We start from the raw sequence: 26,375 nt of genomic DNA, 5'->3' as shown, positions 1-26,375 counted from the left end.
GCTGCAAACTGCCTACTTTATCTTCGATTAATACACAGTAAGTGTCGTTTATGATACAAAGGACATCAATGTTATTCGCTTGACGCTTCACTACTATTTTATCAATACGACTCGGTAGCGAGTTACCCGCTTTTTTAAAGAATAACGCCAATACACTGGTTGCTAATCTGTTTAGCGCTCTATGCTTATCGTTTCCTGTCTGATAGTCTTGGTCTGCCCAAGAAAGAAGCCAACAGATAAAAGCGTCTTGTGATAATTCAGAGGTGGCAAATTTAAATAAGTTAGGTGTGGTCATTCTAGCTCCTTGATTAAATTAAAAAATATATTTGTGTTTGAGTGATTTTGGTAAAACTCTTGATCAACTATTTTGTATATAATTTCATCCCACTTTCTAGACGCTCTAAAATAACCGCTTTTAACTGAGCAGGTTCAATCACAACTGCCAATTGTGACATACTCACTAGCCAATCTTGCAAGCGCTGCGTATTGGCAACCGTTGCGCGCACTTCATTCCAAGTGTCATCGATAACCGTAATCGTTTGAGTAGATGATAACGGCCGCTCATAGAGGTGCTGACAGGCATATTTCTGTACCTTTAGAACCAGTCCGATTTTTAAACCATTATTCAATTCCAACTTTCCTAGCTTACGTAGATTCTCAAGAGTAAAAGCATTGCGCTCTACCCAGTCCGGTACCAACTGCTCTGTTACTTCAGCTGCTTCAATACGATTAACTGCAAAATTACGATGTACCTTCAACAGGACGTTATCATCGATATGATCACTCGTTGGATTAAACCCAGTAAGATAGATCATATTGTCGATAAAGACTAAACCTTTGGGGTAAATTATCCTAACGTTTGAATGTTCATCCCATTTTTTTCTATAAGTGATGTGTAGTTGCTTATTCTCTAACAACGCTTGATGAATGCTAGCCAGCACGTCACTATCAAGCTTTGGTGCTTGTACGATACTGGGCAGGGTAATGAGATGATTTTGCCACTGCCCTAGCCTGCTTTGATTGAAGCTGGTCTTATCTTGACGATCTAACTGACCAAGCTTTTCACTAATACTTTGCTTGAAAGACGTTGGTAAATAATTTGCGGTATATTTATCAAGCATTTGCCAAAAAAACACCGTTTGCTCATTAACGACATCAATACTAAAGCTTGGCTCAATATAAAACCTTGCTGTTTGTCCGCTGATATTATTGCCCCATGCTGGCAGGCGCATTAAAGCGTCGCTGTGAAAAACGTCATTGAATATTTGATTGAGACTTGTTAGATCGTTCTCTAAATTTTTACGCTCGTTTGCGTAATGGTTAGGATTATTGCCATAAACGTTCATTAGCTCTGTGAGTGATATTGCCTTGTCTTTACTACGTGGCAAGCGCTGATATAGCATAAACAGACGGGTTGATTTGTTGTAGCTGGCGACTGGGTATGTGGGCATATTGGCTGCTCTATAGGCTATAAAGTCTATCAAACTGTCATTTTAAAAGTAGGCTCTTATAAAAAGGTTAATCTAACCGCACCACAATCGCCGTGCCATTATCATAGGCATTGCCATCAGAGTCATAAACTTGCTGTTTAAGCGTCTGTAGCCACTCTTGTAAATCCGTTTGATTATCGATACGCGCCCATTCATTACTTGACACTAAATCATGAATACCGTCAGTACAAACAACAAGACTGTCACCTGCTTGCACTGTGATTGTCTGTTTTGTACTATTAGGTGGCTCGTTGCTTGGGTCATCGCTATTCACTGCCAATGCAAAGCACTCAGTGATACTATATAAGCTGCCTGCCATACCTGTGCGATTATACTCATCAAAACTTGCTTGACGATCTTCATCGTGCGCCTTCTCATCTACCAGCTCATTTAATAAGTTATGGTCACGAGTTAAGCACTGCCATCCTTTTGTGTTTTTTCTTAGCAAGTACACACGGCTGTCACCGACATGAGTGATGTCTATATTGATTGATTTATCATCGTTTAGTGTGCCGATGATCATCGCGAGGGTTGCTGCAGCGCCATAGCGTTTTTTTGTGTGCTTGGTTTGACTCAGTTGCGTATAGATACGATCTGAGGTCATGTTTTGGATGTTTACTTGTTCGTCATTCCATAGCGATCTAATTGCTTTAACAACTGCCTTTGAGCAGTGCTGTGACTGGTTAGAGCTGGCAACGCCGTCTGATACCGCAAGACAAAATGGCGCTTGCACTGATGTTACAGGCATTATTCCTAAATTCTCTTGATACCAGTGATCTAAGAAGAAAAATGCGTCTTGTTGGATGTTATTGCTAGCATTACCTTGAAAGGTAATGGCGCAGGCGTGAGCTATTGTTTCAACAAGAGGTTCATCCTCATCACTTAAAATAGCTGTCATATTCATTCGCTCATTAATTATTATCGTTAAGACAAGTATAGTAGATTACCTACCAATTTACTTTCTAGGTCATGCGATATTTTGAATTGATAGTAATCACGAGTGACTGAAATCTTCTAAAGGTTCACCAATCCAAGCTCAAAGAGGTAAGCGATATTGCTGACAACTCATAAAGGTGATGTTTAATTCTCTCTTACTCATCAGGTGACGATCTTGTTCTTTTTTAGGGTATCGGATTATCAGTATTTATAGGATAGAGTGATATGTACCTAGCACGATTTGGTACAAAAAACCTGCTTGGGCTTAACAGTAAATGCTCAGTGGGGTTTTGTCAGTTTTACAAAATTCTTAGGTGGCCTGAATGATATCGGGGTTTGTCTTCAATAAAGTAGTTAATTACATACCTAGCAATCTAAGTGATTAGCAGTATAATATCAGCCACCAAAAAACTTCTAAATTCAATAAAAAGAGCTCACTATGGCACTTAAAAAGACCGAGATATATGCAACCCTTTGGGCAAGCTGTGATGAGCTGCGTGGCGGTATGGATGCCAGCCAATACAAAGACTATGTATTGACCATGCTATTTATGAAGTACGTATCGGACAAATTTAAAGGCAATCCTTACGGGGATATTCATGTCCCCGAAGGCGGTAGCTTCGACGATATGGTACTGCTCAAAGGCGATAAAGAGATCGGCGAAAAAGTTGATAAAATCATAGGTAAGCTTGCTGAAGCCAATGGGCTAAAAGGCGTCATCGATGTCGCTGACTTCAATGATGAAGAAAAGCTAGGTAAAGGCAGAGAGCACGTTGATCGCTTATCTAAGCTTATTGGTATTTTCGAGGGTTTAGACTTATCGGGCAACCGGGCTGATGGTGATGATCTGCTTGGCGACGCTTATGAGTATCTGATGCGCCACTTTGCAACGGAGTCAGGTAAATCAAAGGGACAGTTCTATACCCCATCTGAGGTGTCACGTATTCTATCTCAAATCATTGGTATTAATGAAGATACACCGCAGGATGCCACTGTTTACGATCCAGCTTGCGGCTCAGGCTCGCTGCTACTTAAAGCCAGTGATGAAGCGCCGCGTGGTCTGACTATCTTTGGTCAAGAGATGGACTCTGCCACAACCGCACTTGCAAAGATGAATATGATCTTGCACGGCGCAGTAGGCGCTGATATTTATAAAGGCAATACCCTCGCCTCGCCGCAGTTTGTGGAAGGCAATCAGCTGAAAACTTTTGACTTTGCCGTAGCTAACCCGCCCTTTAGTAATAAAAACTGGACCAGTGGTCTAAATGCATCAGCAGATGAGTTCGACCGTTTTACGTGGGGCATTCCCCCTGAAAAAAATGGCGATTATGCTTTTCTTTTACACATCATTAAGAGTTTAAAAAGCACAGGAATCGGGGCGGTCATCTTACCGCATGGGGTGCTATTCCGAGGCAATGCCGAAGCACATATCCGCACAAACCTTATCAAACAAGGCTACATCAAGGGCATCATCGGCCTGCCAGCTAACCTATTCTATGGTACGGGCATTCCTGCTTGTATCATCGTTATCGATAAGATGACGGCAGCTGAGCGAGCCACAGGCGCATCTGGGCTATTTATGATAGATGCCAGTCGCGGGTTTATGAAAGATGGCAATAAAAACCGTTTACGCAGTCAAGACATTCACAAAGTCGTCGATGTCTTTAATCATCAAACCGAGCTGGCAGGCTATAGCCGTATGGTCGGCATGGATGAGATTATCGATAATGACTACAACTTAAATATTCCGCGCTATATCGATGCAAGCCTTGATGAAGACCAGCATGATCTAAGCGCTCACTTGCAAGGCGGTATTCCGATTAGCGATATTGATACCTTAGAGCCTTACTGGCAGGTATTCCCAAGCCTGCGCAAGGCGCTGTTTGCAGATTTACGAGAGGGCTACCGTCAGTGCCTCGTACCCGCTAATGAAGTCAAAGCCGCGGTCTTGGCGCATCCTGAGTTTATCCAGTTTGCAAGCCAAAGCCTGACGCCCTTTCATGACTGGTGGACAGCATCTAGTCTTGCTGATATCACGCAAGGTGATAAACCCAAAGCCATCATTCAGCGTATCAGTGAAAACTTGCTTCAGCGTTATGCCGATACTGCCCTACTCGATAAATATGACATCTATCAAATTTTGATGGATTATTGGGCAGAGACGATGCAGGACGATGTGTATGCCCTCTCACAAGAAGGCTGGCAAGTTGGCAAGCAGTTGCGTCAGCTTATCGCTGCTAAGGGCGAAAAGCTTAAAGAAACTCCTGACCTTATTATCGATAAGAATAAGTACAAAGCCGAGCTTATCGCGCCTGCGCTTATCATTAACCGATACTATAACGATGAGCAAGCGCAGATTGATGCTCTACAAGCTAAACTCGATACCGTAAGTACGACTTTGAATGAATTCATTGAGGAGCATAGTGATGAAGAAGGCGTACTCAATAATATAAGCACTAAAAAAGAGGCAAATGAGGCGTTAAAAGACTTTTATGTTATGGCTTATAGAGTATTTGCTCCTGATCAATATAAAGACTACGTAAGTCTGAATAAAGAGATTGAGACCGCGCAGAATGAGCTATTGATATTGGCTCAGAGTCATGTGATTGACAAAGCCAATAATTATAGTGAGAAGATTGCCCTTAAAAACTTAAAGGCTTATCTAAACACCGACGCCTCAGTAGAAGAGATAGATACCATCAATAGCTATCTCAACAAAGACAAACTGATAAAAGCCAAACTAAAAAAGGCAAAAGATTTTGAAAAACAAGCCGTCACTGTAGTTGATAAAAAAATGCAAGAGGATGACATATCTGACTTTACTGATATTCAAAATATTCAGCAGTTTTTACAATTAACTGATACGGAAGCGGCGGCCAAAAAAGCACTAAAAGAAGCGCAAGATGCCCTAGGTTTGGCAGTATTTAAAACGTATCCAACGCTGAGTGATGAGGACATCAAAACCTTACTGGTCACGGATAAATGGCAAGCGACGCTACAATCACGTATTGAGGCAGAAATTGAGCGTATCACCGCCCAGCTTGCTGATCGGGTGACGCAGTTAGAAGCACGTTACGCTGAGCCACTGCCTAATCTGCTGGATGAAGTGGATAGACTGAGCCAAAAAGTCACCGCGCATCTGCAAGCGATGGGAGTGGCGATATGAGTGAGGTAAAAATACCTGAGGGATATAAGCAGACTGAGGTTGGGGTTATTCCAGAGGATTGGGAAATAACACCGCTAGGTGAGATCGTACAAGAAAATAGAATCTCATCAGGTTTATACAAGGACAAAAATAGTTACGGAAGTGGAACTTCAATTATTAAATTAGGTGATGTTTTCTCAAATGATGTATTCAATCCAAATACTGTACAAAAGGTTGAAGCAGACGAAGCAGAAATTCAGAGATATAAAATTAAAGTTGGTGATCTTTTTATAGCTTTAGCCTCAGTTAAACTTGAAGGTGTTGGCAAGGTAATGCATGTAACTACATTAGAAGATGAAACGATATTTGATCATAATGTAGCGCTAATTCGTACTACTGAATCAATAAACTCATATTTCTTAAGCTATACATTTAAGTCCAACTATATTCGTAGCATGATTGCATCCAAGGCTACTCAAGTTGGTACGACTTTTCTTAAATCAAGTACTATTCTTCAATTTAATATTATTCTACCAACTTATGAAGAACAAACCGCCATCGCCACCGCCCTATCCGATGTCGATGATTTAATCGGGTCGCTAGAAAAGCTGATTGCCAAAAAAGAAGCGATTAAAACTGCCACCATGCAGCAGCTACTCACAGGCAAAACACGCCTGCCTGAGTTTGCCACTCATGAAGATGGTAACCCAAAAGGATTTAAACAGACTGAGTTAGGGCGGATTCCTGAGGATTGGGAAAATAAAGAGTTGGGGGAAATATCACAAATCAATATGGGGCAATCTCCCAAATCTACTAGCTATAATAAATTATCTATTGGGCTGCCCTTGGTTCAAGGTAACGCTGACATATCTAGTCGAAAAACAATTGTAAGAAACTATACTTCTGAAATCACAAAAAAGGCAGATAAAGGTGATTTGATTTTGTCTGTACGCGCTCCTGTCGGCGAGGTTGCAGTAGCAGATTTTGACTGCTGTATTGGTCGTGGAGTTTGTTCTATTAAGTTTCCTAATAATTTTTTATATCACTGGTTAGTATCATTCGAAGATAAATGGGAAAAATTCTCCAAAGGATCTACTTTCGATTCAATAAACTCTAATGAATTAAAAATTATACAGCTTCCTATTCCATCTAAAAAGGAACAAACCGCCATCGCCACTATTCTCTCTGATATGGATAGCGAGGTTCAGGCATTGCAAAAACGTTTGGACAAAACCCACGATATCAAGCAAGGCATGATGCAGCAGCTGTTGACAGGTAAGGTGCGCTTGGTAAGTTCTACTAATAAAGGAGTATAAAATGCCTGAACATAAAAACAATTATACCAAAGCGCAGTTTTTTAAGTGTGCATTACAAGTAAATCCTGCAAGCTATATTACATACAGAGGACAACAACAGCAATTTACTGAAGAAGAATACAATCAACAACTTCTTGAAGCATCACTTGAAGCAGGTATTCAGGTTATTGGTTTGGCTGACCATGGCTCTGTAGATGCAATAGATTCAATCAGAAACTTATTCACCGCAAATGGGATTATCGTTTTTCCTGGATTTGAAATATCTTCTAGTGAAAAAGTTCATTTCGTTTGTTTGTTTGATGAAAATACTTCTGTAGATTTAATTAAAATGCATTTAGGAGCGTTGGGTATAGATATAGAAAATCCTTCGGCACCAGTTCAAAAGTCATCCTGCGATATTATTAACTATGTAAATGAAAAAGGAGGCTTTATTTTTGCAGCACATAGTACTAATGATGATGGTGTGTTAAAACGACGTATGAACCATGTTTGGCAACACGATGGACTTCTAGCAGCGCAAATTCCAGGGTCTATAGAATGCTTGAAAGGGATTGAAAGTGATTTTTACCGCAAAGTTTTTCTTAACAAAGATCCCAACTATAAATGTAAGCGTGCTATGGCTGCTATCAATGCTTCCGATGTTGCAAAACCAGAAGATATTAAAAGTGACGGAGCTTCATGTTTAATTAAAATGACTGAACCTTGCTTTCCATCTTTTAAACAAGCTTTTTTTGACGCAGGATCGAGAGTACGACTAAATACTGATAAACCAGAAAACTTTGCATCAGCTATTGAACGAATATGGTTTGTTGGAGGATACCTTGATAAAGTAGACATAGAGTTTTCAGATCATTTAAATGCTGTAATCGGTGGTAGAGGGACAGGAAAATCTACTTTATTAGAATGTATTAGGTTCGTATTTGATCTAGAACCTTTTGGAAAAGAAGCACAAATCCAACATGATGCTATTATTAAAAACAATCTTGGTAGTGAGAAGGGTTTGGTTCAGGTGGTTGTTCGCTCAGCTGCTATGCATGGTCGTAAATTTACTCTAAGCCGTAAGTATGGTGATAGACCAATAATTATTGATAATACAACAGGAGATATTTCACCTTATCAACCCAAAGATTTATTACCTAATATTGAGCTATACGGTCAGAATGAAATATATGAGATGACTCGGAATCAACAGAATAGAAACAGACTTGTTAAGCGCTTTTTGGAAGGTAAGTATGAGGACTTTGATAATTCTATAACTAAAGTAGCATTTAATCTTAAAGAAAACCGCGAAGCTATTCAACGATCATTATTGCAAAAATTAGATATTGAGTCCGAAGTCGAACGATTACCAAAATTATTAGATCAAGCTGAGCAGTTTAAGAAACTGGGTATTGATGAAAAACTAAAAATTGTTCCCAAGTTAGAAAAAGAAAAGCAGTTAAACGAAAAGGTCGATATAGAGTTAAACCGAGTCAAACGAGTGATTTTAAACTTGAAAGATAGTTTGCTAGATACAATGTTTTTAAGCGACGTTAACATGGATGGTCTACCTCATACGGATAGCCTAAAACAGCAACGTGAAGTTTTAGATATATTTAGCAACTCTCTAAACCAGTTCGTTACTCAGTTAGAACAGCTATTTGAAACAGCTAATAGTGACCTGTATCCTATAAAAAATAAATTATTAGCAGAGATAAAAAAAGAGGAGCTTCAGCTAGAAAATGCATTTAAGGAAATACCAGCTAGTCAAGGTAAGACAGGACTACAACTCGGAACTGAATATCAAGCTCTACTAAGACAAATCGAACATGTCCGTCCGAAACAAAACACAATGCAAAATATTCAAACACAAATTGACGAACTCTATAATCAACGTAAAAAACTTTTGCTAGAGCTAAACCAACAGACGAGTGCTCGTGCTAGTGCCATAAGGGGTGCTGTTAAGCATTTAAATCGTAAGCTGAATAAAAAAGTGCGTTTAAACTTATGTCCTGAAGCTAATCGGCAGGTATTAGTTGACTATCTACTAGACTGTCATCTTGAAGGTGTTGGGACAAAGAGACTTGAATGGGTACTAGATGGTGAATTTTCATCTAGTAATCTTGCTGCGACTATTCGTCAAGGCGAGTCAGCTATAGTTGATAGCTTTGCTATCTCAGACACTATAGTAAGGGCATTGAGTCGTTTACCAGAATACAAATTACTTGAGTTAGAAGAATTAGTTTTTCCAGATACGATGACCATAGAATTAAATATAGCTCATGGTGAAAAAGATGCTATCTTCCGACCTATTGAGTCTTTATCAACAGGACAGCAATGCACAGCTGTTTTGCATCTTCTACTACTCGAAAATGAAGACCCATTAATTCTCGATCAACCAGAAGATAACTTAGACAACGCTTTTATAGCTGAACGTATCGTTACTGAACTACGTAAAGCTAAATTAAGTCGACAGTTCTTATTTGCAACTCATAACGCTAACATTCCAGTATTTGGCGATGCAGAATGGATTGGTGTACTAAACGTAGAAGACAATAAAGGAACCATTTTACAAGACCAACAAGGAGCTATTGATATGCCGAAAGTACAAAGACTAGCAGCTGATATATTGGAAGGTGGTGAGAGTGCTTTTAATCAACGTCGTGAAAAATATGGCTTCGATTAATACTCCCGAAGATTTGAGAAAAACACTGTTGGATAAACTTTCATTCCGAGACTCAAGGACTATTAGCGATGAGCAATGTCAACCAACGTGAGCGCACCACCCAAAATCGTGTTGTACAGTTTTTTCAAGACAAGCTCGGCTATCGCTATTTGGGTAACTGGCATGCGCGCGCCGATAATAAAAATATCGAGCGCGATATCCTAGCACAATGGCTAAAATCTCGTGATGTCAGTGCGCCACTGATAGCGCGTGCGATTAGCACCTTAGAAAAAGCTGCCGCCCTAGGCAGTGGTATCAAACTTTATGATGCCAATAAGGAAGTCTATAGACTACTACGGTACGGGATAAAAGAAAAAGAGGGCTCAGGCGAGCATACCCAAACCGTTTGGTTGATTGACTGGGACAACTTTGCGGCAAACGACTTTGCTATCGCTGAAGAGGTATCGATCAAAGGCGAGCATAAAAAACGCCCTGATGTGGTGCTATACATCAATGGCATCGCCCTTGGTGTCTTAGAGTTAAAGCGCTCTACCATCTCAGTCTCTGAAGGCATACGGCAGAACCTAGATAACCAAAGCAAGGATTTTATCCGTAATTTTTTTACCACCATGCAGCTGGTTATGGCAGGTAATGACAGTCAGGGTTTGCGTTATGGCACTATAGAAACCCCAGAGCGCTACTATTTAGAATGGAAAGAAGCAAGTCCTCAGCCTACCAGCACGACGCAACAGGCAAGTCAAGAAGCCCATGATGAGCTATTAGATCGTCACCTTTATCAATTATGTAATAAACAGCGCTTGCTCGATGTTATTCACAACTTCATCGTTTATGACATGGGTGTCAAAAAAACCTGCCGGCACAATCAATTCTTTGGTGTGCAAGCCGCCAAAGACTACCTTGCAGAACGTAAAAACGGCATTATCTGGCACACTCAAGGCTCAGGTAAAAGCCTGACTATGGTATGGCTGGCTAAGTGGATTCGTGAGAATATTAAAAACAGCCGCGTACTTGTTATTACTGACCGCAAAGAGTTGGACGAGCAGATTGAAGGCGTGTTTTCAGGTATTGATGAAAATATATATCGTACCAAGAATGGCGCGGATCTCATCCGTCAGCTTAATCACCCTAACCCAGCACTACTATGCTCATTAGTACATAAATTTGGTCGTCATGCGAGTAATGAAAAGGATGACGACAGCTTAGCGCAAACTGACGAATTCATAGAAGATCTAAAAAGCAGTCTGTCTTCAAACTTTAGCGCTAAAGGGGATATTTATGTCTTTGTTGATGAATGCCATCGTACGCAATCGGGTAAATTACACAGTGCGATGACTGCCCTACTTCCTCATGCGACGTTTATTGGCTTTACAGGAACGCCACTGCTCAAAAAAGATCAGAAAAAATCCATCGAGGTCTTTGGTCCCTATATCCATACTTATAAATTCGATGAAGCAGTCGCTGATGGCGTCGTGCTTGATTTGCGTTATGAAGCCCGCGATATCGATCAACAGCTACTATCACCTGATAAAATTGATAAATGGTTTGATGCCAAAACTCGCGGCTTATCCAATATCGCCAAAACTCAGCTAAAACAGAAATGGGGCACGATGCAGCGCGTGTTATCGAGTCACTCTCGTCTAGAGCAAATCAAGAACGATATCTTATATGACATGGAGACGCGCCCGCGACTGGCTGATGGTCGAGGTAATGCAATGCTCGTATGCGGCAGTATCTATCAAGCCTGCAAAGTCTATGAGATGTTTAGCCATACGCACTTAAAAGATAAAGTTGCTATCATCACCAGCTACCAGCCGACTGCCGATAGTATTAAGGGTGAAGCGTCTGGCGAAGGTACGACTGAAAAACTATTTAAATATGCCACCTATCGTAAGATGATTGCCGAATATTACGATATCGATGAACAAGAAGCTGGCGCGAAGGTTGAAGACTTTGAAAAAGAGGTTAAAAAACGCTTCATTGATGAGCCGGGTCAGATGCGCTTACTGATTGTAGTAGATAAGCTACTGACAGGATTTGATGCGCCTTCAGCAACCTATCTATATATTGATAAAAAAATGGCAGACCATAACTTATTTCAAGCCATTTGCCGAGTTAACCGCCTAGATGGTGAAGATAAAGAATATGGTTATATTATCGACTATCAGGATCTGTTTCAGTCTTTAGATAAAGCCATATCAAACTATACACAGGGCGCATTCTCTGATTATGACAGCAAAGATATCGAAGGCTTATTAAAAAACCGCCTTGAGTCTGCTAAGCAGGACTTAGATGACGCACTGGAGATGGTACGAGGACTGTGCGAACCCGTTAGATACCCTAAGAACACTCAAGATTACTATGCTTATTTTTGCACGACAAATGACGCCCCCATTGATGAAAAACTAGAAAAAGAACAGCTACGGGTCACTTTATACAAAAGTGTCGCTAAGCTACTGCGAGCTTATGCAAATATTGCTAACGAGATGATAGAGTGTGGCTATAGTCCAGAGCAGATCGATCGTATTCAAACCGATGTGAAGCACTTTGAGAGCGTGCGTGAGAGCATCAAAATGATGAGCGCTGATATGCTCGATATGAAGCTCTACGAGCCAGCCATGCGTCATTTATTGGATAGTTATATCCGTGCCGAACCTAGTGATACAGTCATGGACTTTGAAGAACTTGGCTTAATTGAGCTGATCGTAGACAAAGGGTGTGATGAGCTGATTAATGCTTTACCTGATGATATCGCTAATGATGAAGGAAACGTGGCTGAAACCATCGAAAATAACGTGCGCAAAACTATTGTAGATGAAAACCCTGTCAACCCTAAGTACTATGAGCACATGTCAGTCTTACTTAATGAGCTTGTCACCTTGCGTCGCCAAAAGGCCGTAGACTACAAAGAGTACTTACACAAAATACGAGAGCTATCTGCCAAAGTATTAAGACCCAATAGTGCAAATAACCATTACCCAGACTCTATCAATACTAATGCTAAACGCGCATTGTACGACAACTTAGACCAAAATGAAGAACTGGCTGATAAGCTTGACGCGGCTGTCAGACTCAATAAGCAAGCTGACTGGCAAGGCCATCTATTAAAAGAGCGCAAAGTTGCAAATATCGTCAGAGAAACATTGTCTTTGTATGAATCGGACAGCAGTATTGAAGAGGTTATGAGTCTAGTCAAAGCGCAACCGGAATATAAATAATGCAACTAATGATCGGATCACTAGACATTCAATTGCAGCGAAAAACCATTAAGCATTTACATATCAGTGTGATGCCGCCTAATGGTGAGATTAGAGTGGCTGCCCCTGAAGCAATGACCGAAACCGCTATTCGAATGGCAGTAATTCACCGCATACCTTGGATACGTAAACAGCAGGCAAGCTTTATTAAACAAGCGCGTCAGTCCACTCGAGAAATGATCGATGGCGAAACACATTATTTATGGGGCAGACGCTATCGGCTTGAAGTGCTTAAGTTAGATACCGCTCAAAACCCAGCACCTAGCATCAAGCTAAAAGGTGGCAAACTCATTTTATCCGTGCATACTAAAACGTCGACTACAGATAGATTAAAACTGCTCAATGAGTACTATCGTACTCGTCTAAAAGCACGTATTCCTGCTTTGATTACGCAATGGTCTGAAAAGCTTAACGTCACCGTCACAAGCTGGCAAGTGCAAAAGATGAAGACTAAATGGGGAAGCTGTAATATAGAGGAAGGTCGTATCCTACTTAACTTAGAATTGGCAAAAAAGCCCGTACCCTGCTTAGAATATATTATCGTTCATGAGCTACTACATTTCAAAGAGCGCCAGCATAACGACAGATTCAAGGCTCTGCTAGATACTCAGATGCCTGACTGGCGATCAAGGCGTGACTTACTCAATCGCATGCCTTTAGGTCAAGAGAACTGGAAGCAGAGAGAACAAATTACTTAAACTCACTATGACTGCTACATTCTACTTAGTTGGAATGCCGTGTAATGCTGATGTTGGCTTAATTTATACTCATGATATGAAAGTTGCTAGGTTCTAGCACCTCTCATTTTGCGGGTATATGAAAGTCATTTATAAGCCTACTACTGTCACCCAAAACATGAAATAGCTTTACTCATAAACGCTTTAAGCTAGTGTTCGTAGTACGTGCATGGTAAATACCTAAAAAAATTTTTGCTAGGTGACTTCGTAAAAATCGGGGTTTGAAGTAATGAGATTTTACAGAATTAATTTACATCTATGAGTTAAGTATTACTAGATGCCGTTACCTACAATATTACGGGTCTACAGATAGCATTTATAGATAAACTGATTACCTACCAAAATGTGAACATACTATATCGATAATTCATCTAAGCCTGTTTATATAAAGCTTGCACTACAAATTGCTAATCATAAGATTTGTCTGTTGGCTCTGTGACAGTCAGGGTTTCATAGCTAAAACCATTCTAGTTTATGTATAAGTTGACAATAACATTTAAAAATATTTGCTCGAGAAAGTCTTAATAAACTGCTTTACCTCTGTAAGATTAGACAGTAGGATAGTGCAATAAATCTCGTCTAATGTAAGGAAATAATTATGGCAATGCGCGAATTCGCAGCTGCTAAGCCACGTCCTCTACCAGTTATTATTTTGGCAGATACTAGCGGTAGTATGAGTATAGATGGAAAAATGGAAGCTCTGAATTTAGCACTTAAAGACATGCTGATATCGTTTGGCAAAGAAAGCCATCTCAATGCAGTTATCCAAGTCGCTATCATCGCATTTGGGGGAGAGAATGCTTCGATGATATTACCTCTAACTTCAGCTGATGAAATATCAGGTATGCAAGACTTAGTAGCAAGTGGCGGTACTCCCATGGGTAGTGCAATGACAATGGCAAAAGAATTGTTAGAAGACAAAGAGCTCATACCAAGTCGAGCATACAAGCCTACTCTAGTATTGGTGTCTGATGGCAACCCTACAGATAATTGGGAACAACCCTTTGTCGAATTACAAGAATCTGAACGTGCCAGCAAAGCCGTAAGAATGGCAATGGGTATTGGAGCAGATGCTAATATACATATGTTAAAACAATTTATTAATGACCTTGAAACGCCGGTGTTCAAAGCACATGATGCTAAAGACATTTCTAGATTTTTTAGAGCAGTTAGCATGAGCGTCACTTTACGATCTCGTAGCACAAAGCCAAATCAAATTAATAAGATAGATTTTAATGATATATCCACAGACGATGAGCTTGACCTAAGTGATTTCGACTAGTGAATGTAAATATATCTATAGCTACTGTTCGAGGGCCAAAAAACCATCGTGAATCTAAACGTAATCAAGATGCTATTTTGAAGCGTGTTTGGCGTGCTCATTGGTTAGTAGTCGTTTGTGATGGTATGGGTTCTCGTCCTTATGCCTCCCTTGGCTCATATCTTGCGTGTAAAGCAGTGTGTACTACCTTACGTGAGACCAATTTCAATGAGCCTGAAAAAAGTGTAGTAAAAAGAATATACCAGCAATGGCTAATGTACTTGAAAGATTATCTTCCTCGTACCTCTCCTAAAGATGCCGCCACAACATGCCTGTTTGCTTGGGGAGACTCCTCAGGGAAAGTAAGGCTTTTTCAGCTAGGTGACGGTGCTATTTACTATATGACAGATACTTTCGGCGTTAATCATGAAAAATCTGACAATATGTTTGGTAATGAAACAACTGCTTTAGGATATTCAATACGTTGGCAAGATTGGACTTACCGAGAAATTCAATTAGATTTTGGTGCCACAATTACATTAATGACAGATGGAATTAGTGATGATATAGATAAGCCTCAACAATTTTTAGATTTTCTGTCTGGTAAATTCATAGCTATTAGCCCTCGTCAAGGTAAGAAATACCTAATTAATGAGCTCAATAATTGGCAAACCCCTCATCATAGTGATGATAAAAGTATTGGGGTAATTATTTGGAAAAAACAACATGGCAGTAGCACAAAAGAATAAGGAAGTTAAAGATACTCATGGCACCGTCTACGAATTAACAAGCAAACTTGGGCAAGGCGGGCAAGGTCAAGTATTCACTACCAATCATCATAATCTGATTGTAAAAATAACCAACCCTATAGATAGTGACGTCAAAAGACATCAAGAATTTGCAAAAATACAATGGGTGGTACGTAGGCCCATACGAGATTTAAATATCGCTCTACCTATAGCCGTACTTAAATTAAAAAATCGTGTCGGCTATGTCATGGAGTTAATGGATAACCTCGAATCGCTTACTCAGCAAATAAAGCGTATTCAAGATAGTTCTATCAACGTTAGCATGGCAGACGCTTATCGTGACACTGGTGGATTAGCCAGACGGATAAAATTATTAATACAACTAGCCCAAACGTTAGCCCAGCTTCATGGCAAAGGCTTGTGTTATGGCGACTTATCACCAGACAATATCTATGTGTCTACATCTTATGATCATAATGAGGTGTGGCTGATAGATGCTGACAATATCAAAACACAGGAAAGTTCGCACGCTGCTTCTTACTACACGCCTGGCTATGGCGCTCCAGAAGTCCTAAGAAATGAGTCAGAAAACAGTTCTTGGACAGACTGTTGGGCTTTTGCTGTCATAGCACAGCAACTACTTGCTCATAATCATCCATATAATGAAGGTATCGGTGTGGAAGATGCTTATGATGATGAAGACTCCGATGTGGTCGATGAGCAAGTTGAACAAGGAGCTTACGCTTGGATATTTGATCCAGAAGATGATAGTAATGAGCACAAGCACAATGGCGCAGGTATGCCACTGAATGAATTAATTAATGATGACCTATTTGAACTGTTTAAACGTTGTTTTGCTGATAGTAGACTACGTAGTGGCCTATACCTTAGGCCTAGTATGAATGAATGGCACCACGAACTAAATAAAACGCTTCAGATACTAATGTACTGTCAACATCAGCCCTGTCAAGGTGAGCATTTTCAGAGTAGTTTTGTCGCTAATAATGATAGGCAATGCTTTTTTTGTGGTGAGTCTAACGAACCATACTCCTTATCCATATCACAGTTCTTTTATACGACTGAACAAATAGACGATACTAGTAGTCAAGATATAGACTGTCATAATACTTCAATCATTAGCTTGAATTATGACAAATATCTGTATACCGAACCTTACAGCCGCTTTGACTTAACAAAACTATCACCTTGGTGTGAACTCAAGCTCACTGATGACGGCCTTCATATAACACCAAAAAATAATGAAACTATTACAATTATCAGGCTAAAAGATAATAAAACAGTAGATATTAAGAAGACTCGTTTACTGAAAATAGCAATTAAACGAAATGATTTTTATGCACTGAAAATATCATCTTCCTCTAGCAGTACTGACAATACTTCATACTTTTTTTGGCGTTTTATCTGGTAGATATAAATGAACTTATTTGAACTTAGAATCAACTCCAGTGAGTTGTTTGAAGCAACCCTCATTGATGATAGCGTCAGATTTATAGAGGAAAAACCAGTAAACGTATGGGTAGAAGGCGAATCTCTGTACTTAGCTCAAGGTGGCACAGTAACTACCCTAGAGAATATACAGTCTGCTGATAAGACAGCTGTTCATGCCAGACTATATATTCAACAGCACAATCTATTGTGGTCATTAGTCAAACAAGAGACCGATGCACTTTGGCTAATGGCAACACCCCTTAAAGATGAAATAGTTCGAGTAGACGGGGAAAATTTTAATCTTGGTATCAGTGAATACATCGTTGAGCAACTCAAAAACCAAAAACATATTGGAGATAATGACGTCAATTTAGCTATAGTATGGTTAGAAGAGAACTTTCTAATCACTGAGAATGTATCATTTGTAGAGACTTCTCATTCTTATACTACAGCACTATTTATAACCTTCCTAAATCAAAATTCTACTGATGATACTTTAAGTCTAGTAGGTAAAGCACATATCCTTGATATTAAAGTATCAAATAACCAATGGAATATACAAAGAATCAGACCATTTAATCCACATAGTGATAATATTGAATTAAGCGCGATACAGGGTAATATTGTTTTCTTTGATAACTCTCAGGCGCAAAAGCTCAATCAGCCTCATTATAAAACTGCGCTCAAAGATAGTAAAAACACCCATGGTAACTATATCAAAGTATGGCAAAAATATAGTGATCTACAATGGCAAAAAGTTGTCATAAATGCGCAAAAATTTAACTATTTAAAAATACTAGATGACAAAATTTTAGAGCAACAAAATTTGTCTCGTCTTAGTGTAAACAAAGAGCAATTAAAAAAATTTGCCGAAGCATTACAGGCAAGTATTCAAAGTAATGATAAAGAAAACCATGTATTTCAGATAGCATCGACATTGCCAGAGTGGCTAAGTAACAGCAGCCCTGGGAATAGCAGTAAAGCTGACCACAAGAAAGCTCTAGAAGAACCTTGGAAATGTGAAATCGTTGATATTGACAGTGATTCAGGATACTTGACTATTAAATACACAGGATTTCGTGAGAAAAAAAAACCTGTCGATAAACACGGTAATAGCTTTCTATTTTTATCAATTTATTCAACTCAAGTTCAACGCCAACGTCAGGTTCTAGCCTTAGAGCAAATTAGTCATCATCATAATCCAATGCCAAGTTTAGACTATTTAATGCAAGGTATTGCTGTACCCACTATCAAAAAGTCTCGCAAATTAAGATGGCATAGTCCACAGGTAAAAGCTCTATTCAAAGCGGGCCCGACTACTCGTAGACAGCAACAAGCCATTGAAACGGCTTTAAACAGTGCTGATATTACTGTTATTATCGGACCGCCCGGTACAGGAAAGACACAAGTCATCGCCGCTATTCAACAGCGAATCGTAGAAGAAAAAGCAAAGGATAACACGCCTGTTCAACGTTCCATCCTGTTAACGAGCTATCAACATGATGCAGTTGATAATGCCAACAGCCGAACACAGGTATTAGGCTTACCTGGTCTACGTGTTGGTAGCAAGTATCAAGACAACATAGGACAAAAAGACGTTAATCTGCCCATCCAAAAATGGCGTAACTCTACACAGGATGTTTTAACTCAAGAAATAGACGATTGTTATGCATTAACGTTACTCGATTCATTAAAGCATGCAACCCTAAACTTGCGTTTGGGTGCTAGAGATATAAAAGAGCGCAGTAAAATAGAGATCAACCGAATCTTGACAGACTTTAATACGTATTATCATATTGTACCGTCTCATGATTGGCGCTTATGGTGGGAAGGCTTTACGTTAGAGCAGTCTTACTTTTCTCCTTCATTATTACAAAACTGTATACCTAATATTTGGGCACTTCGAACCTCTGCTTCAAGTTTTGCCGATGATGGAATCCAACGTTGCGCGGAGTTAAGCGCCTACTTAACATTATTACAAAATGATAATCCAGACACTCAGCTCATATCAGAAGATAAACTTCAAATATTAGATAACTTTGGTCATATGCAAATCCCCCCTCCTTCAGACGCTGATCTAATACCATTACAGCAACTGAAAGATACTTTATTAGATAAGAGCTTACCTGACTTTAGACCATTGAATATACAAAGCATACTAACTGCTAGTGATTGCGATAGGTTAGATGAACTTGATACTCAAATGACTAAAAAAATTAGCGATTCGCATACATTAGGGTATCTTTTGGCTTTAAAGCAATTTCGTGAAACAGTCGCTACTGATGATAACAAAGTAGACGAAACAATCGCCCACTATACCTCTGTCTATGCGGCCACTTGTCAAAAATCAGCCAGCCAAGACATGAGACGCTTAACTCAACTTAGCCAAGATTCCAACATTAACTTTGAAAATGTCATTGTGGATGAGGCTGCACGTGCCACACCATTAGATCTTATGATACCAATGGCTATGGCAAATAGACGGATTGTATTGGTAGGAGATCATAGACAACTGCCGCATATGCTTGATGATGCCGTGGAAACCCAAATGGTAGAAGAAGATGACTGGGACAGCTTGCAAAGCGAAATGCTACGCGACAGCTTATTTCAAAGAATGGTAAAGAACTTAACCCAGCTAGAGAAAGAGGACGGGCAACCAAAACGAGTAGTAATGCTTGATGAGCAATTCCGTATGCATCCAGTGCTTGGAGATTTTATTAGCAAAAATTTTTACGAAAATCATGGGCTATCTAAGCTTAAGTCAGGTAGACCCACTACTGACTTTATTCATGACATATCTGGATACGAAGGCATGGTATGTCACTGGCAACATATTGAAGGTACTCAAAAAGGTAATAAGAGAAGAAATATGAATGAAGCTATTTGGATTTCCCAAGAGACAAAACGCATTCTAGATGAAAATCCAGAAATAAGTGTCGGTGTGATCACCTTTTATGGAGATCAAAGAAGCGCTCTAATGCAAGAAATGCAAAAGCTTGATTTGATTCTAAACAACGAAGTACATCCTGACTATCAACAACTGACTAAAGGCAGTCATATAGGTGATGAGCGTTTGCGAGTGGGTACAGTAGATTCATTTCAAGGTAAAGAGTTTGATGTGGTGTTATTGTCACTTGTACGCACGCTACCTAATGACTTAAAAACCGTAACAAAAAATAGGGGCTATGAGATGACTGAACCTCAACTCAATTCGCTCTATGGCTTTTTGCGTGTAGATAATCGCCTTAACGTGGCTTTTAGTCGACAAAGAAGTTTGATTATTATCGCAGGTGACTTAATGTTAGCTGAGCATCCATTAACAGAACAACACATTCCATCTTTAACAGCTATGAGCCAACTATGTCGAGGTGATTATGGACAAATTTTCTGATAATTACCTATCTTTCTATAGCAATAGCGATATGAAGGATCTAAATACCAATGATAGACATAACATGGCATTTCTTCCAGTCTGGCTGTGGGAAGTAATAACCCCCATCGCGGACAAAGAAGATAACTTCAACTTTTTTCAACGTACCATTCTTGAGCTGTTAAAGTATAACAAGCGTGATCGCATGCAAATGAGTCAATGGCTAAATATTGATGCTGAACTTGTTGATATTATCATAAATGAACTTTTTAATCGTGGTTACGTGAATAGTGACAAGGGCATTATAAATCTTACACCATTGGGCTGGCAGGCACTAGATAAAACAGCTACGCCCTCTTATAAGACACAACTGGGTTATATTATTCAAGATGCTATTGACGGTCATCTTTGGCCTCGTGTTGTCGCACATAAGCTAAATTACTTAGATGTTGTTAAGAACGACCATAGCGTTACTATCAAAGCGGATCGAAACACAGGACAAAACATTGAACCTTTTATCGTAAATACCTCTCAAAAATATCGTTTTACCAAACCAACTAAGAATGAGTTTAGGCAAGCACTTGAACTATATAAAAGAGCCGTAGCCAGTGGTAGATTACGTAACCGTAGTAATGACTCAAAAAAAACTGCCACTTCTAATATCAATCTTGGTAACTTTGATATTGCCAGCAAGCAACCCACACCATACTTTATCCTTACTCATCTACAGCACAGTATAGATACAAAGCATTTCTCTCAGCTTCAAGACCCATTACATATTACTCAATCTGATGACTGGATTATCCACTTACATGACAGCATAGCACAGGGTAACAAACCCTTTGCAAGTAAAGTTAAACGATTTATGGGGCTTGATCAGTCTGACAAACAAAGCATTGAAGAGTTTGAGGCGCATTTACAAGAAGAAATGCGTTTTGAAATATTATCGTCATATCCAAATGTTAATGAGATTGATAATCTCGATATGCATCTCGCTAAACTATTGCGCAGACAAAAATATCTCGAAGAACATAACTATAGCGCAGATATCGATGACTTATTATTGCAATCTCAAAAGTCATTAGAAGCTTGCTTTAAACATGTTTTGACCACTTACCCACATCAACATAATAAGATACTGCCCTACTCCTCAGATAAAAAATTCTTATTGCAAGCCCTAATTTTACGAGCAAATAATAGAGCTCTAGATGAGAGTCTAGAACCTTTTTCTACTTGTAATGTTAGAGCGGTACAGTCAGCTATAGGTTTTTCAACGGGTAAATACCCCACTATCTATAGCTCTTTAAAACCTATTATAACGGCAAATATTCTAGCAATTGCTGATTACTCTAATCACCCATTGCTACTTACCGATGATTTAGATGCTGACTTGCTATTTTTAAGTCAAATATGTGATTACCGTAATGAAAGCTCGCATGACGGGCCAAAGACTGATATTACCCAAAGTACAGCGCTCGATCTGGCAAAATTTACAACTCAATGGGTTCAAAATTACTTAAACCAATTAACTGATAAGGCATAGCACTATGGCAAGAAAGAACAGAAAAAATAACCATGTAAAGTCTGAAATTCCTAGCCCTAGTGCAAATAAAGAGGTTACAAAAATATCAGAGCTTCTAAAAAGTGTTACAGGTTCGATTGTCAATAAAGAACAAGAAATGTTATTGGAAAAGGATAATGAGCTTAGAGAGAAGATGCTAGCTGACCTAGAGTCTTATACTGAAGCTGAACAGCAATACAAGCAAGACTCGGCTGAATACCAAAGTAAAAGCATTCTTCTAAATGAAGAGCTTGAAGCTCTAGAACAACAAAAGAGCGATCTATACCGTCAAAAGACCAAACTTGACGAAGACAATGCATCAATAGCTCAACGGCAAACAGAGATTGACAACGCACGTCAGCAGTTACTAGAAGAAAAGAAAAGTTTAAAAACAGAACAGCTTGAGCTTCGAAAGCAGTTATCTGTTTTAGAAGAGCAACAAATTAATGCTGAATTAGGTTTTGCAAGTCAAAAACAAGAAGCGCTACAAGTCAAAAATAAAGAGCTAAGTGAACTACAGAAAACATCTCTAGCTCAAATAGAACAACGATTAAAAGATATTTATGATAAAGATAACCAGCTTAGAGAGCGTGAACAACAAATATCATTGATAGAAGAAGAGTTGACCCTTAGAGCCAATAATTTAGAGCAGGATTTACTAAAAGAATTACACGCTAGAAAAGAAAATGACAACAAAGCCTTACAAAAGCAAAAGTTAGATTTAGTCGAACAGGAGAGCGCACTTAAACTGGCGCAAACTGAATTAGAAGAAACGAAAGCACAGTTAGACATTCAAAACGATGTACTGAAAAGCCATATTCATCGGCAGTTTGAAGCAAAACTAACTCAATTAGCCGCTGAAAATAAAGCGCTTATAGAGAGTAAAAGAAAGGCAATTGACGAGATAGATAGAATGGCACAAGAAAATGCTCAATTTGAGGATTTAAAGCGCCAACTAACCAACGATGGTATCAATAACGTTCAAGAAGAACTAAACCGACTTAGACAGAATAATAGAGAGCTTAAGCATGAACTAAGTGAACGTTATGAAGATGGATTAATAGAAGATAATCAAAGATTAGAAGAAAGATTAGATGACACACTAAGTCAATTAGAAGACTTAAAAGCAAGCTATGCCCAGGCTCAGAGTGAACTTAATAACACTCGACTAAGCGCGCTTGAACGTCAAAACTTGCTACAAGAAAAACGAATATTAGAAGAACATAAAAGAGTGCTGAATATTAGTATTGAACAATTAAAAAGTCAGATTGATGACTTAGAAGATGCTCAAAAAGGCGCACTACCATTTGCGCTACTTAGTGACATGGATGAAAAATTCAGTAGTCTAGCAAGTGGCTTGCAAGCCGTGCCAAGCTTAGAGGAATTCTCAAACCTTATGCGTGCCCGCATTGCCAATCAAGGTCTTTATTATACTAATAAAGACATACGGCTATTTATTGCTGGACTGTCAATGAGCAAGCTACATATTTTGCAAGGTATCTCTGGTACAGGTAAGACCAGCTTAGCCCGAGCCTTTGCAAAAGCGATTAATAACCCACCCGATAATGATAATGAACTTTATTGCGAGGTGATTCGAGTACAAGCAGGCTGGCGTGATAGAGAAGATTTATTAGGTCACTATAACGCGTTTGAGAAAAAATTCTATGCCAAAGAAGCATTACAAGCTTTATACCGTGCCCAACAACCGCGATTTCAGAACACTCTACAAATAATTTTATTAGATGAAATGAACTTGTCTCAACCTGAACAGTATTTTGCTGACTTTTTGTCTCTATTAGAAACTTCTGATATCGCAAAAATAAACTTATTAGATAGCTCACATCATGATGCACCCTTGCTATTTAAAAATGGTCGGACCTTAGAGATACCTAAAAATGTATGGTTTATAGGCACTGCAAACCACGATGAAACAACCAAAGAGTTTGCTGACAAAACCTATGATAGAGCCCACGTTATGGAAATACACAGAAGTGAGAAACTTACTTTCGATAATACGGTGGACAATACTCAATACTCCTATAGCAGTTTGATAGAACGTTTTGAACAAGCTATTACAAAACATCAGTCAGATGTCGATGATATATTCGAGTTGTTATTAGAGAGCGAATTGCAAAAAAACCTACTTAAAATTAAAGTTAGCTGGGGTAATCGCTTGCAAAACCAAGCTCGTAAGTTTATTCCTGTCTATATGGCTTGCGGTGGCACAATGGCAGAAGCACTTGACCATTTGTTAGCTACTAAAGTATTCCGTATTGGTAAAGTCTGTGGTCGATATGATACACGTTCTGATAAGATTGAGGATATTAACGATAGCTTACTACGGATATGGGAGACCTTAGGTTTATCGGATGTCCCTGAAGAGAGTAGTTATCTTTTAGAGCAGGATATAGAAAGGTTAAGTGGAGTCTAATGTATGCTTGATAGAATTACAGGCGATATCGTCTCATTATCCACATTACCTATAATTACTTCTGTAATTCCACAAAGATATGTGAATACTCGCCCATTTACTTACAATCGACGTTTTGAAGTAGATGCTTATACTATTCTTTTCTGTGATAGTACAGGGCACTTTGTGATAGATGACGCAGATTCTGTACTATGCCTAGATCCAGCGATAACAAGTACAATGAGTCGTTCAATTGAACATATAGCCTTACAATTGGCATTATGGCTAGCAGAGGATGAATTGACTCCTCTACCTAGCCCACTTGTGCCTGAGAAAGTGTTCGAGGACACTGCTAAATTGAACGATTTTGAACAATCTTTGTTCGACGTATTGGAAACAGGTCATTTACATCAAATAGCCTACCAGCCTAGACTTGATATTCGTTACGATGAAGAGTTAATTGATGTTAGCCGAGCGAAGAAGATATCTAATAAAGCTCATCGTTATTTAGCTATGCATTCCGAGACTTGGCAAAGGCGTACTTTAGCAGGCGTGTATCCTAGAAAACTTTTAGCTAAAATTAGTGACGATAACTACTCTATATATGAAAATAAAGTTTTTTCAAGACTACTCGATAGGGTCATGCTATTTTTACAACAACGACTTAGAGAACTAGAGGAACAAATCAATAATATTGATGATGCCCTACAACTTGATAAAGCGCATGAAAGCTATTACAAACTAACCAGCCTTCTTTGTAGTTTATGGGCAAGCAATCTCAGTGATGAAAAATCCGCCGAAAAACGCAAAGAGCTAATGACAATTAGTGAAAAAAACTTAGCATTGCAAGATAACATAACTAGATTACAAAGTTTTGGACTCTATCTCAAAATCCCTCAAGCCCATAAGAATATTTCAAACCAGTTGCACAAGACAAATATCTTGATGCATGACCAACACTATAGACATGTGGGTATTTTATGGACAAAACTCAATAAACAGTCTCAAGAAGTGAAAGATTTAATTAAAGCGTTGGAAAAAAAGCGCCAGTTCCAAGAAGAGTACAATCAATATGCTTTGTTAATTTTATTAAGGGCACTCGAAGAGTTGAATTTTAATACTATTAAAAAAACTACTGGTAGTATACTTCTAGCAAACGATGAACTTAACTGGCAAGTAACTGTTGAAGTCGATCAACAAACACATAACTGGCGTTTGACTCATACATATTCGAAAAACCTATTAAATATTATTTCCATCGCCAATCAAATTGATGATACCTTAAATCATGATATAAAAAGTAATCCCCATCTGATCGTTATTCATCTTTTAGAGTCAAAGATTGACCTATCAGAGAATAAGCCTGTCACAAACAATGCGATACTAGCTAATCCACTTAATTTTATGGCTACCGAGCGCCTTATTACTCGACTGCTAGAATGGCTATACGTTGACATATTAACAGGATATGCCAGTGACCTACCATTTAATAAAATCTCCAGTCGTGCTCTACAAAGTCTAGCAGAGACTAATAGTATCTATAAGAACGCCAGTAGCTATCAATTAATAAATGAGTTATCTATTAATAGTAAAAAAGAAATTGAAAGCTACTTGCGTCATACAGATAAAGCGAGTCTGCTAGAAAAAAATCAAGAAGTAGCAGTTTTGAAGCACTGCCCTTTATGTCATCAACTATCCACATTTGAACCAAGAGCAACCAATCGTACCTTTATCGCGCAATGCTTAAACTCGCAATGTGGTGTAACCTATCAGCTAACCTCAGATGCTGATAAGAACCGATATTTTAAATTGAATGCTAAAGGTGAATATAAGGAAGCTGGTCGTTGGAATATTAAATTCTCACTAGAGTAGGCAATATTTTACTCACTACTTACCACTATGGGATAAGAATATATACATGACTTCTTAGTATTTTACTTCGCCACATATTATCTGAATGATCTTAAGGTAAGGTAGCGTTAGCATAATTTATATTCTTCGATTAGTATATTACTTATATCTAACAATAAAT

At 38.9% G+C, this 26,375-nt stretch carries 15 protein-coding genes; 12 read left to right on the top strand and 3 right to left on the bottom strand.

The window, feature by feature from the left end; genetic code table 11:
* The 3 genes from JMY08_RS12880 to JMY08_RS12870 all read right to left on the bottom strand — a co-directional run.
* Positions 1–295: hypothetical protein (locus JMY08_RS12880; protein WP_201593646.1), on the bottom strand; the 295-nt coding region annotated here is incomplete at its 3' end.
* 67 nt (positions 296–362) lie between these two features.
* Entirely contained in the window at positions 363–1,451 is a 1,089-nt protein-coding gene (locus JMY08_RS12875; RefSeq protein ID WP_201593645.1) for a helix-turn-helix transcriptional regulator, read from the bottom strand.
* 67 nt (positions 1,452–1,518) lie between these two features.
* Positions 1,519–2,388, bottom strand: coding sequence for a PP2C family protein-serine/threonine phosphatase (locus tag JMY08_RS12870; RefSeq protein WP_201593644.1), 870 nt, complete (start codon positions 2,386–2,388; stop codon positions 1,519–1,521).
* A 477-nt stretch (positions 2,389–2,865) separates the two neighbouring features.
* Between JMY08_RS12870 and JMY08_RS12865 the strand changes: the two genes are divergently transcribed.
* The 12 genes from JMY08_RS12865 (at position 2,866) to JMY08_RS12810 (ending at position 26,215) form a co-directional block, all read left to right on the top strand.
* Positions 2,866–5,592: a type I restriction-modification system subunit M gene (locus JMY08_RS12865; RefSeq protein ID WP_227679684.1), complete on the top strand. Its 2,727-nt coding sequence runs from the start codon at positions 2,866–2,868 to the stop codon at positions 5,590–5,592.
* On the top strand, positions 5,589–6,887 hold the full coding sequence (locus JMY08_RS12860; protein WP_201593643.1) for a restriction endonuclease subunit S: 1,299 nt from the start codon (positions 5,589–5,591) through the stop codon (positions 6,885–6,887). Before JMY08_RS12865 ends, JMY08_RS12860 begins: the two co-directional genes overlap by 4 nt.
* Position 6,888: 1 nt before the next feature.
* The gene (locus tag JMY08_RS12855; RefSeq protein WP_201593642.1) at positions 6,889–9,552 is read left to right on the top strand and encodes a TrlF family AAA-like ATPase; all 2,664 of its coding nucleotides are present in this window, start codon (positions 6,889–6,891) and stop codon (positions 9,550–9,552) included.
* A 68-nt stretch (positions 9,553–9,620) separates the two neighbouring features.
* Entirely contained in the window at positions 9,621–12,767 is a 3,147-nt protein-coding gene (locus JMY08_RS12850) for a type I restriction endonuclease subunit R (RefSeq protein ID WP_201593641.1), read from the top strand.
* Positions 12,767–13,504 carry a M48 family metallopeptidase gene (locus tag JMY08_RS12845; protein ID WP_201593640.1) on the top strand — a complete coding sequence of 246 codons (738 nt, stop codon included), beginning with the start codon at positions 12,767–12,769 and terminating at the stop codon, positions 13,502–13,504. The genes JMY08_RS12850 and JMY08_RS12845 overlap by 1 nt, the downstream gene beginning before the upstream one ends.
* Before the next feature lie 637 nt (positions 13,505–14,141).
* Positions 14,142–14,825, top strand: a complete 684-nt coding sequence (locus JMY08_RS12840; RefSeq protein ID WP_201593639.1) for a vWA domain-containing protein — start codon at positions 14,142–14,144, stop codon at positions 14,823–14,825.
* Positions 14,825–15,553 (top strand): PP2C family serine/threonine-protein phosphatase, encoded by a 729-nt coding sequence (locus JMY08_RS12835; protein ID WP_201593638.1) that lies wholly within the window; start codon positions 14,825–14,827, stop codon positions 15,551–15,553. The genes JMY08_RS12840 and JMY08_RS12835 overlap by 1 nt, the downstream gene beginning before the upstream one ends.
* Positions 15,531–16,982 carry a protein kinase domain-containing protein gene (locus JMY08_RS12830; protein ID WP_201593637.1) on the top strand — a complete coding sequence of 484 codons (1,452 nt, stop codon included), beginning with the start codon at positions 15,531–15,533 and terminating at the stop codon, positions 16,980–16,982. Before JMY08_RS12835 ends, JMY08_RS12830 begins: the two co-directional genes overlap by 23 nt.
* A 6-nt stretch (positions 16,983–16,988) precedes the next feature.
* Positions 16,989–20,393 carry a DEAD/DEAH box helicase gene (locus JMY08_RS12825; protein ID WP_201593636.1) on the top strand — a complete coding sequence of 1,135 codons (3,405 nt, stop codon included), beginning with the start codon at positions 16,989–16,991 and terminating at the stop codon, positions 20,391–20,393.
* Entirely contained in the window at positions 20,377–21,915 is a 1,539-nt protein-coding gene (locus JMY08_RS12820; protein WP_201593635.1) for a hypothetical protein, read from the top strand. The genes JMY08_RS12825 and JMY08_RS12820 overlap by 17 nt, the downstream gene beginning before the upstream one ends.
* 4 nt (positions 21,916–21,919) lie before the next feature.
* On the top strand, positions 21,920–24,364 hold the full coding sequence (locus tag JMY08_RS12815) for an AAA family ATPase (RefSeq protein ID WP_201593634.1): 2,445 nt from the start codon (positions 21,920–21,922) through the stop codon (positions 24,362–24,364).
* Positions 24,365–24,367: 3 nt separating this feature from the next.
* A complete protein-coding gene (locus tag JMY08_RS12810; protein ID WP_201593633.1) occupies positions 24,368–26,215 on the top strand; it encodes a hypothetical protein in 1,848 nt (615 codons plus the stop codon).
* Positions 26,216–26,375: the final 160 nt, after the last annotated feature.

Source organism: Psychrobacter sp. Pi2-51 (assembly GCF_904846665.1).
Classification (GTDB): Bacteria; Pseudomonadota; Gammaproteobacteria; order Pseudomonadales; family Moraxellaceae; genus Psychrobacter; species Psychrobacter glaciei.
This window is presented reverse-complemented; position numbering and strand designations above follow the sequence as displayed.

Coding starts and splice junctions, on each gene's coding strand:
- JMY08_RS12865 (WP_227679684.1), top strand. CDS start 2,866: ATGGCACTTAAAAAGACCGAGATATATGCAACCCTTTGGGCAAGCTGT.
- JMY08_RS12845 (WP_201593640.1), top strand. CDS start 12,767: ATGCAACTAATGATCGGATCACTAGACATTCAATTGCAGCGAAAAACC.
- JMY08_RS12815 (WP_201593634.1), top strand. CDS start 21,920: ATGGCAAGAAAGAACAGAAAAAATAACCATGTAAAGTCTGAAATTCCT.
- JMY08_RS12850 (WP_201593641.1), top strand. CDS start 9,621: ATGAGCAATGTCAACCAACGTGAGCGCACCACCCAAAATCGTGTTGTA.
- JMY08_RS12840 (WP_201593639.1), top strand. CDS start 14,142: ATGGCAATGCGCGAATTCGCAGCTGCTAAGCCACGTCCTCTACCAGTT.
- JMY08_RS12855 (WP_201593642.1), top strand. CDS start 6,889: ATGCCTGAACATAAAAACAATTATACCAAAGCGCAGTTTTTTAAGTGT.
- JMY08_RS12810 (WP_201593633.1), top strand. CDS start 24,368: ATGCTTGATAGAATTACAGGCGATATCGTCTCATTATCCACATTACCT.
- JMY08_RS12870 (WP_201593644.1), bottom strand. CDS start 2,388: ATGACAGCTATTTTAAGTGATGAGGATGAACCTCTTGTTGAAACAATA.
- JMY08_RS12860 (WP_201593643.1), top strand. CDS start 5,589: ATGAGTGAGGTAAAAATACCTGAGGGATATAAGCAGACTGAGGTTGGG.
- JMY08_RS12820 (WP_201593635.1), top strand. CDS start 20,377: ATGGACAAATTTTCTGATAATTACCTATCTTTCTATAGCAATAGCGAT.
- JMY08_RS12825 (WP_201593636.1), top strand. CDS start 16,989: ATGAACTTATTTGAACTTAGAATCAACTCCAGTGAGTTGTTTGAAGCA.
- JMY08_RS12830 (WP_201593637.1), top strand. CDS start 15,531: ATGGCAGTAGCACAAAAGAATAAGGAAGTTAAAGATACTCATGGCACC.
- JMY08_RS12875 (WP_201593645.1), bottom strand. CDS start 1,451: ATGCCCACATACCCAGTCGCCAGCTACAACAAATCAACCCGTCTGTTT.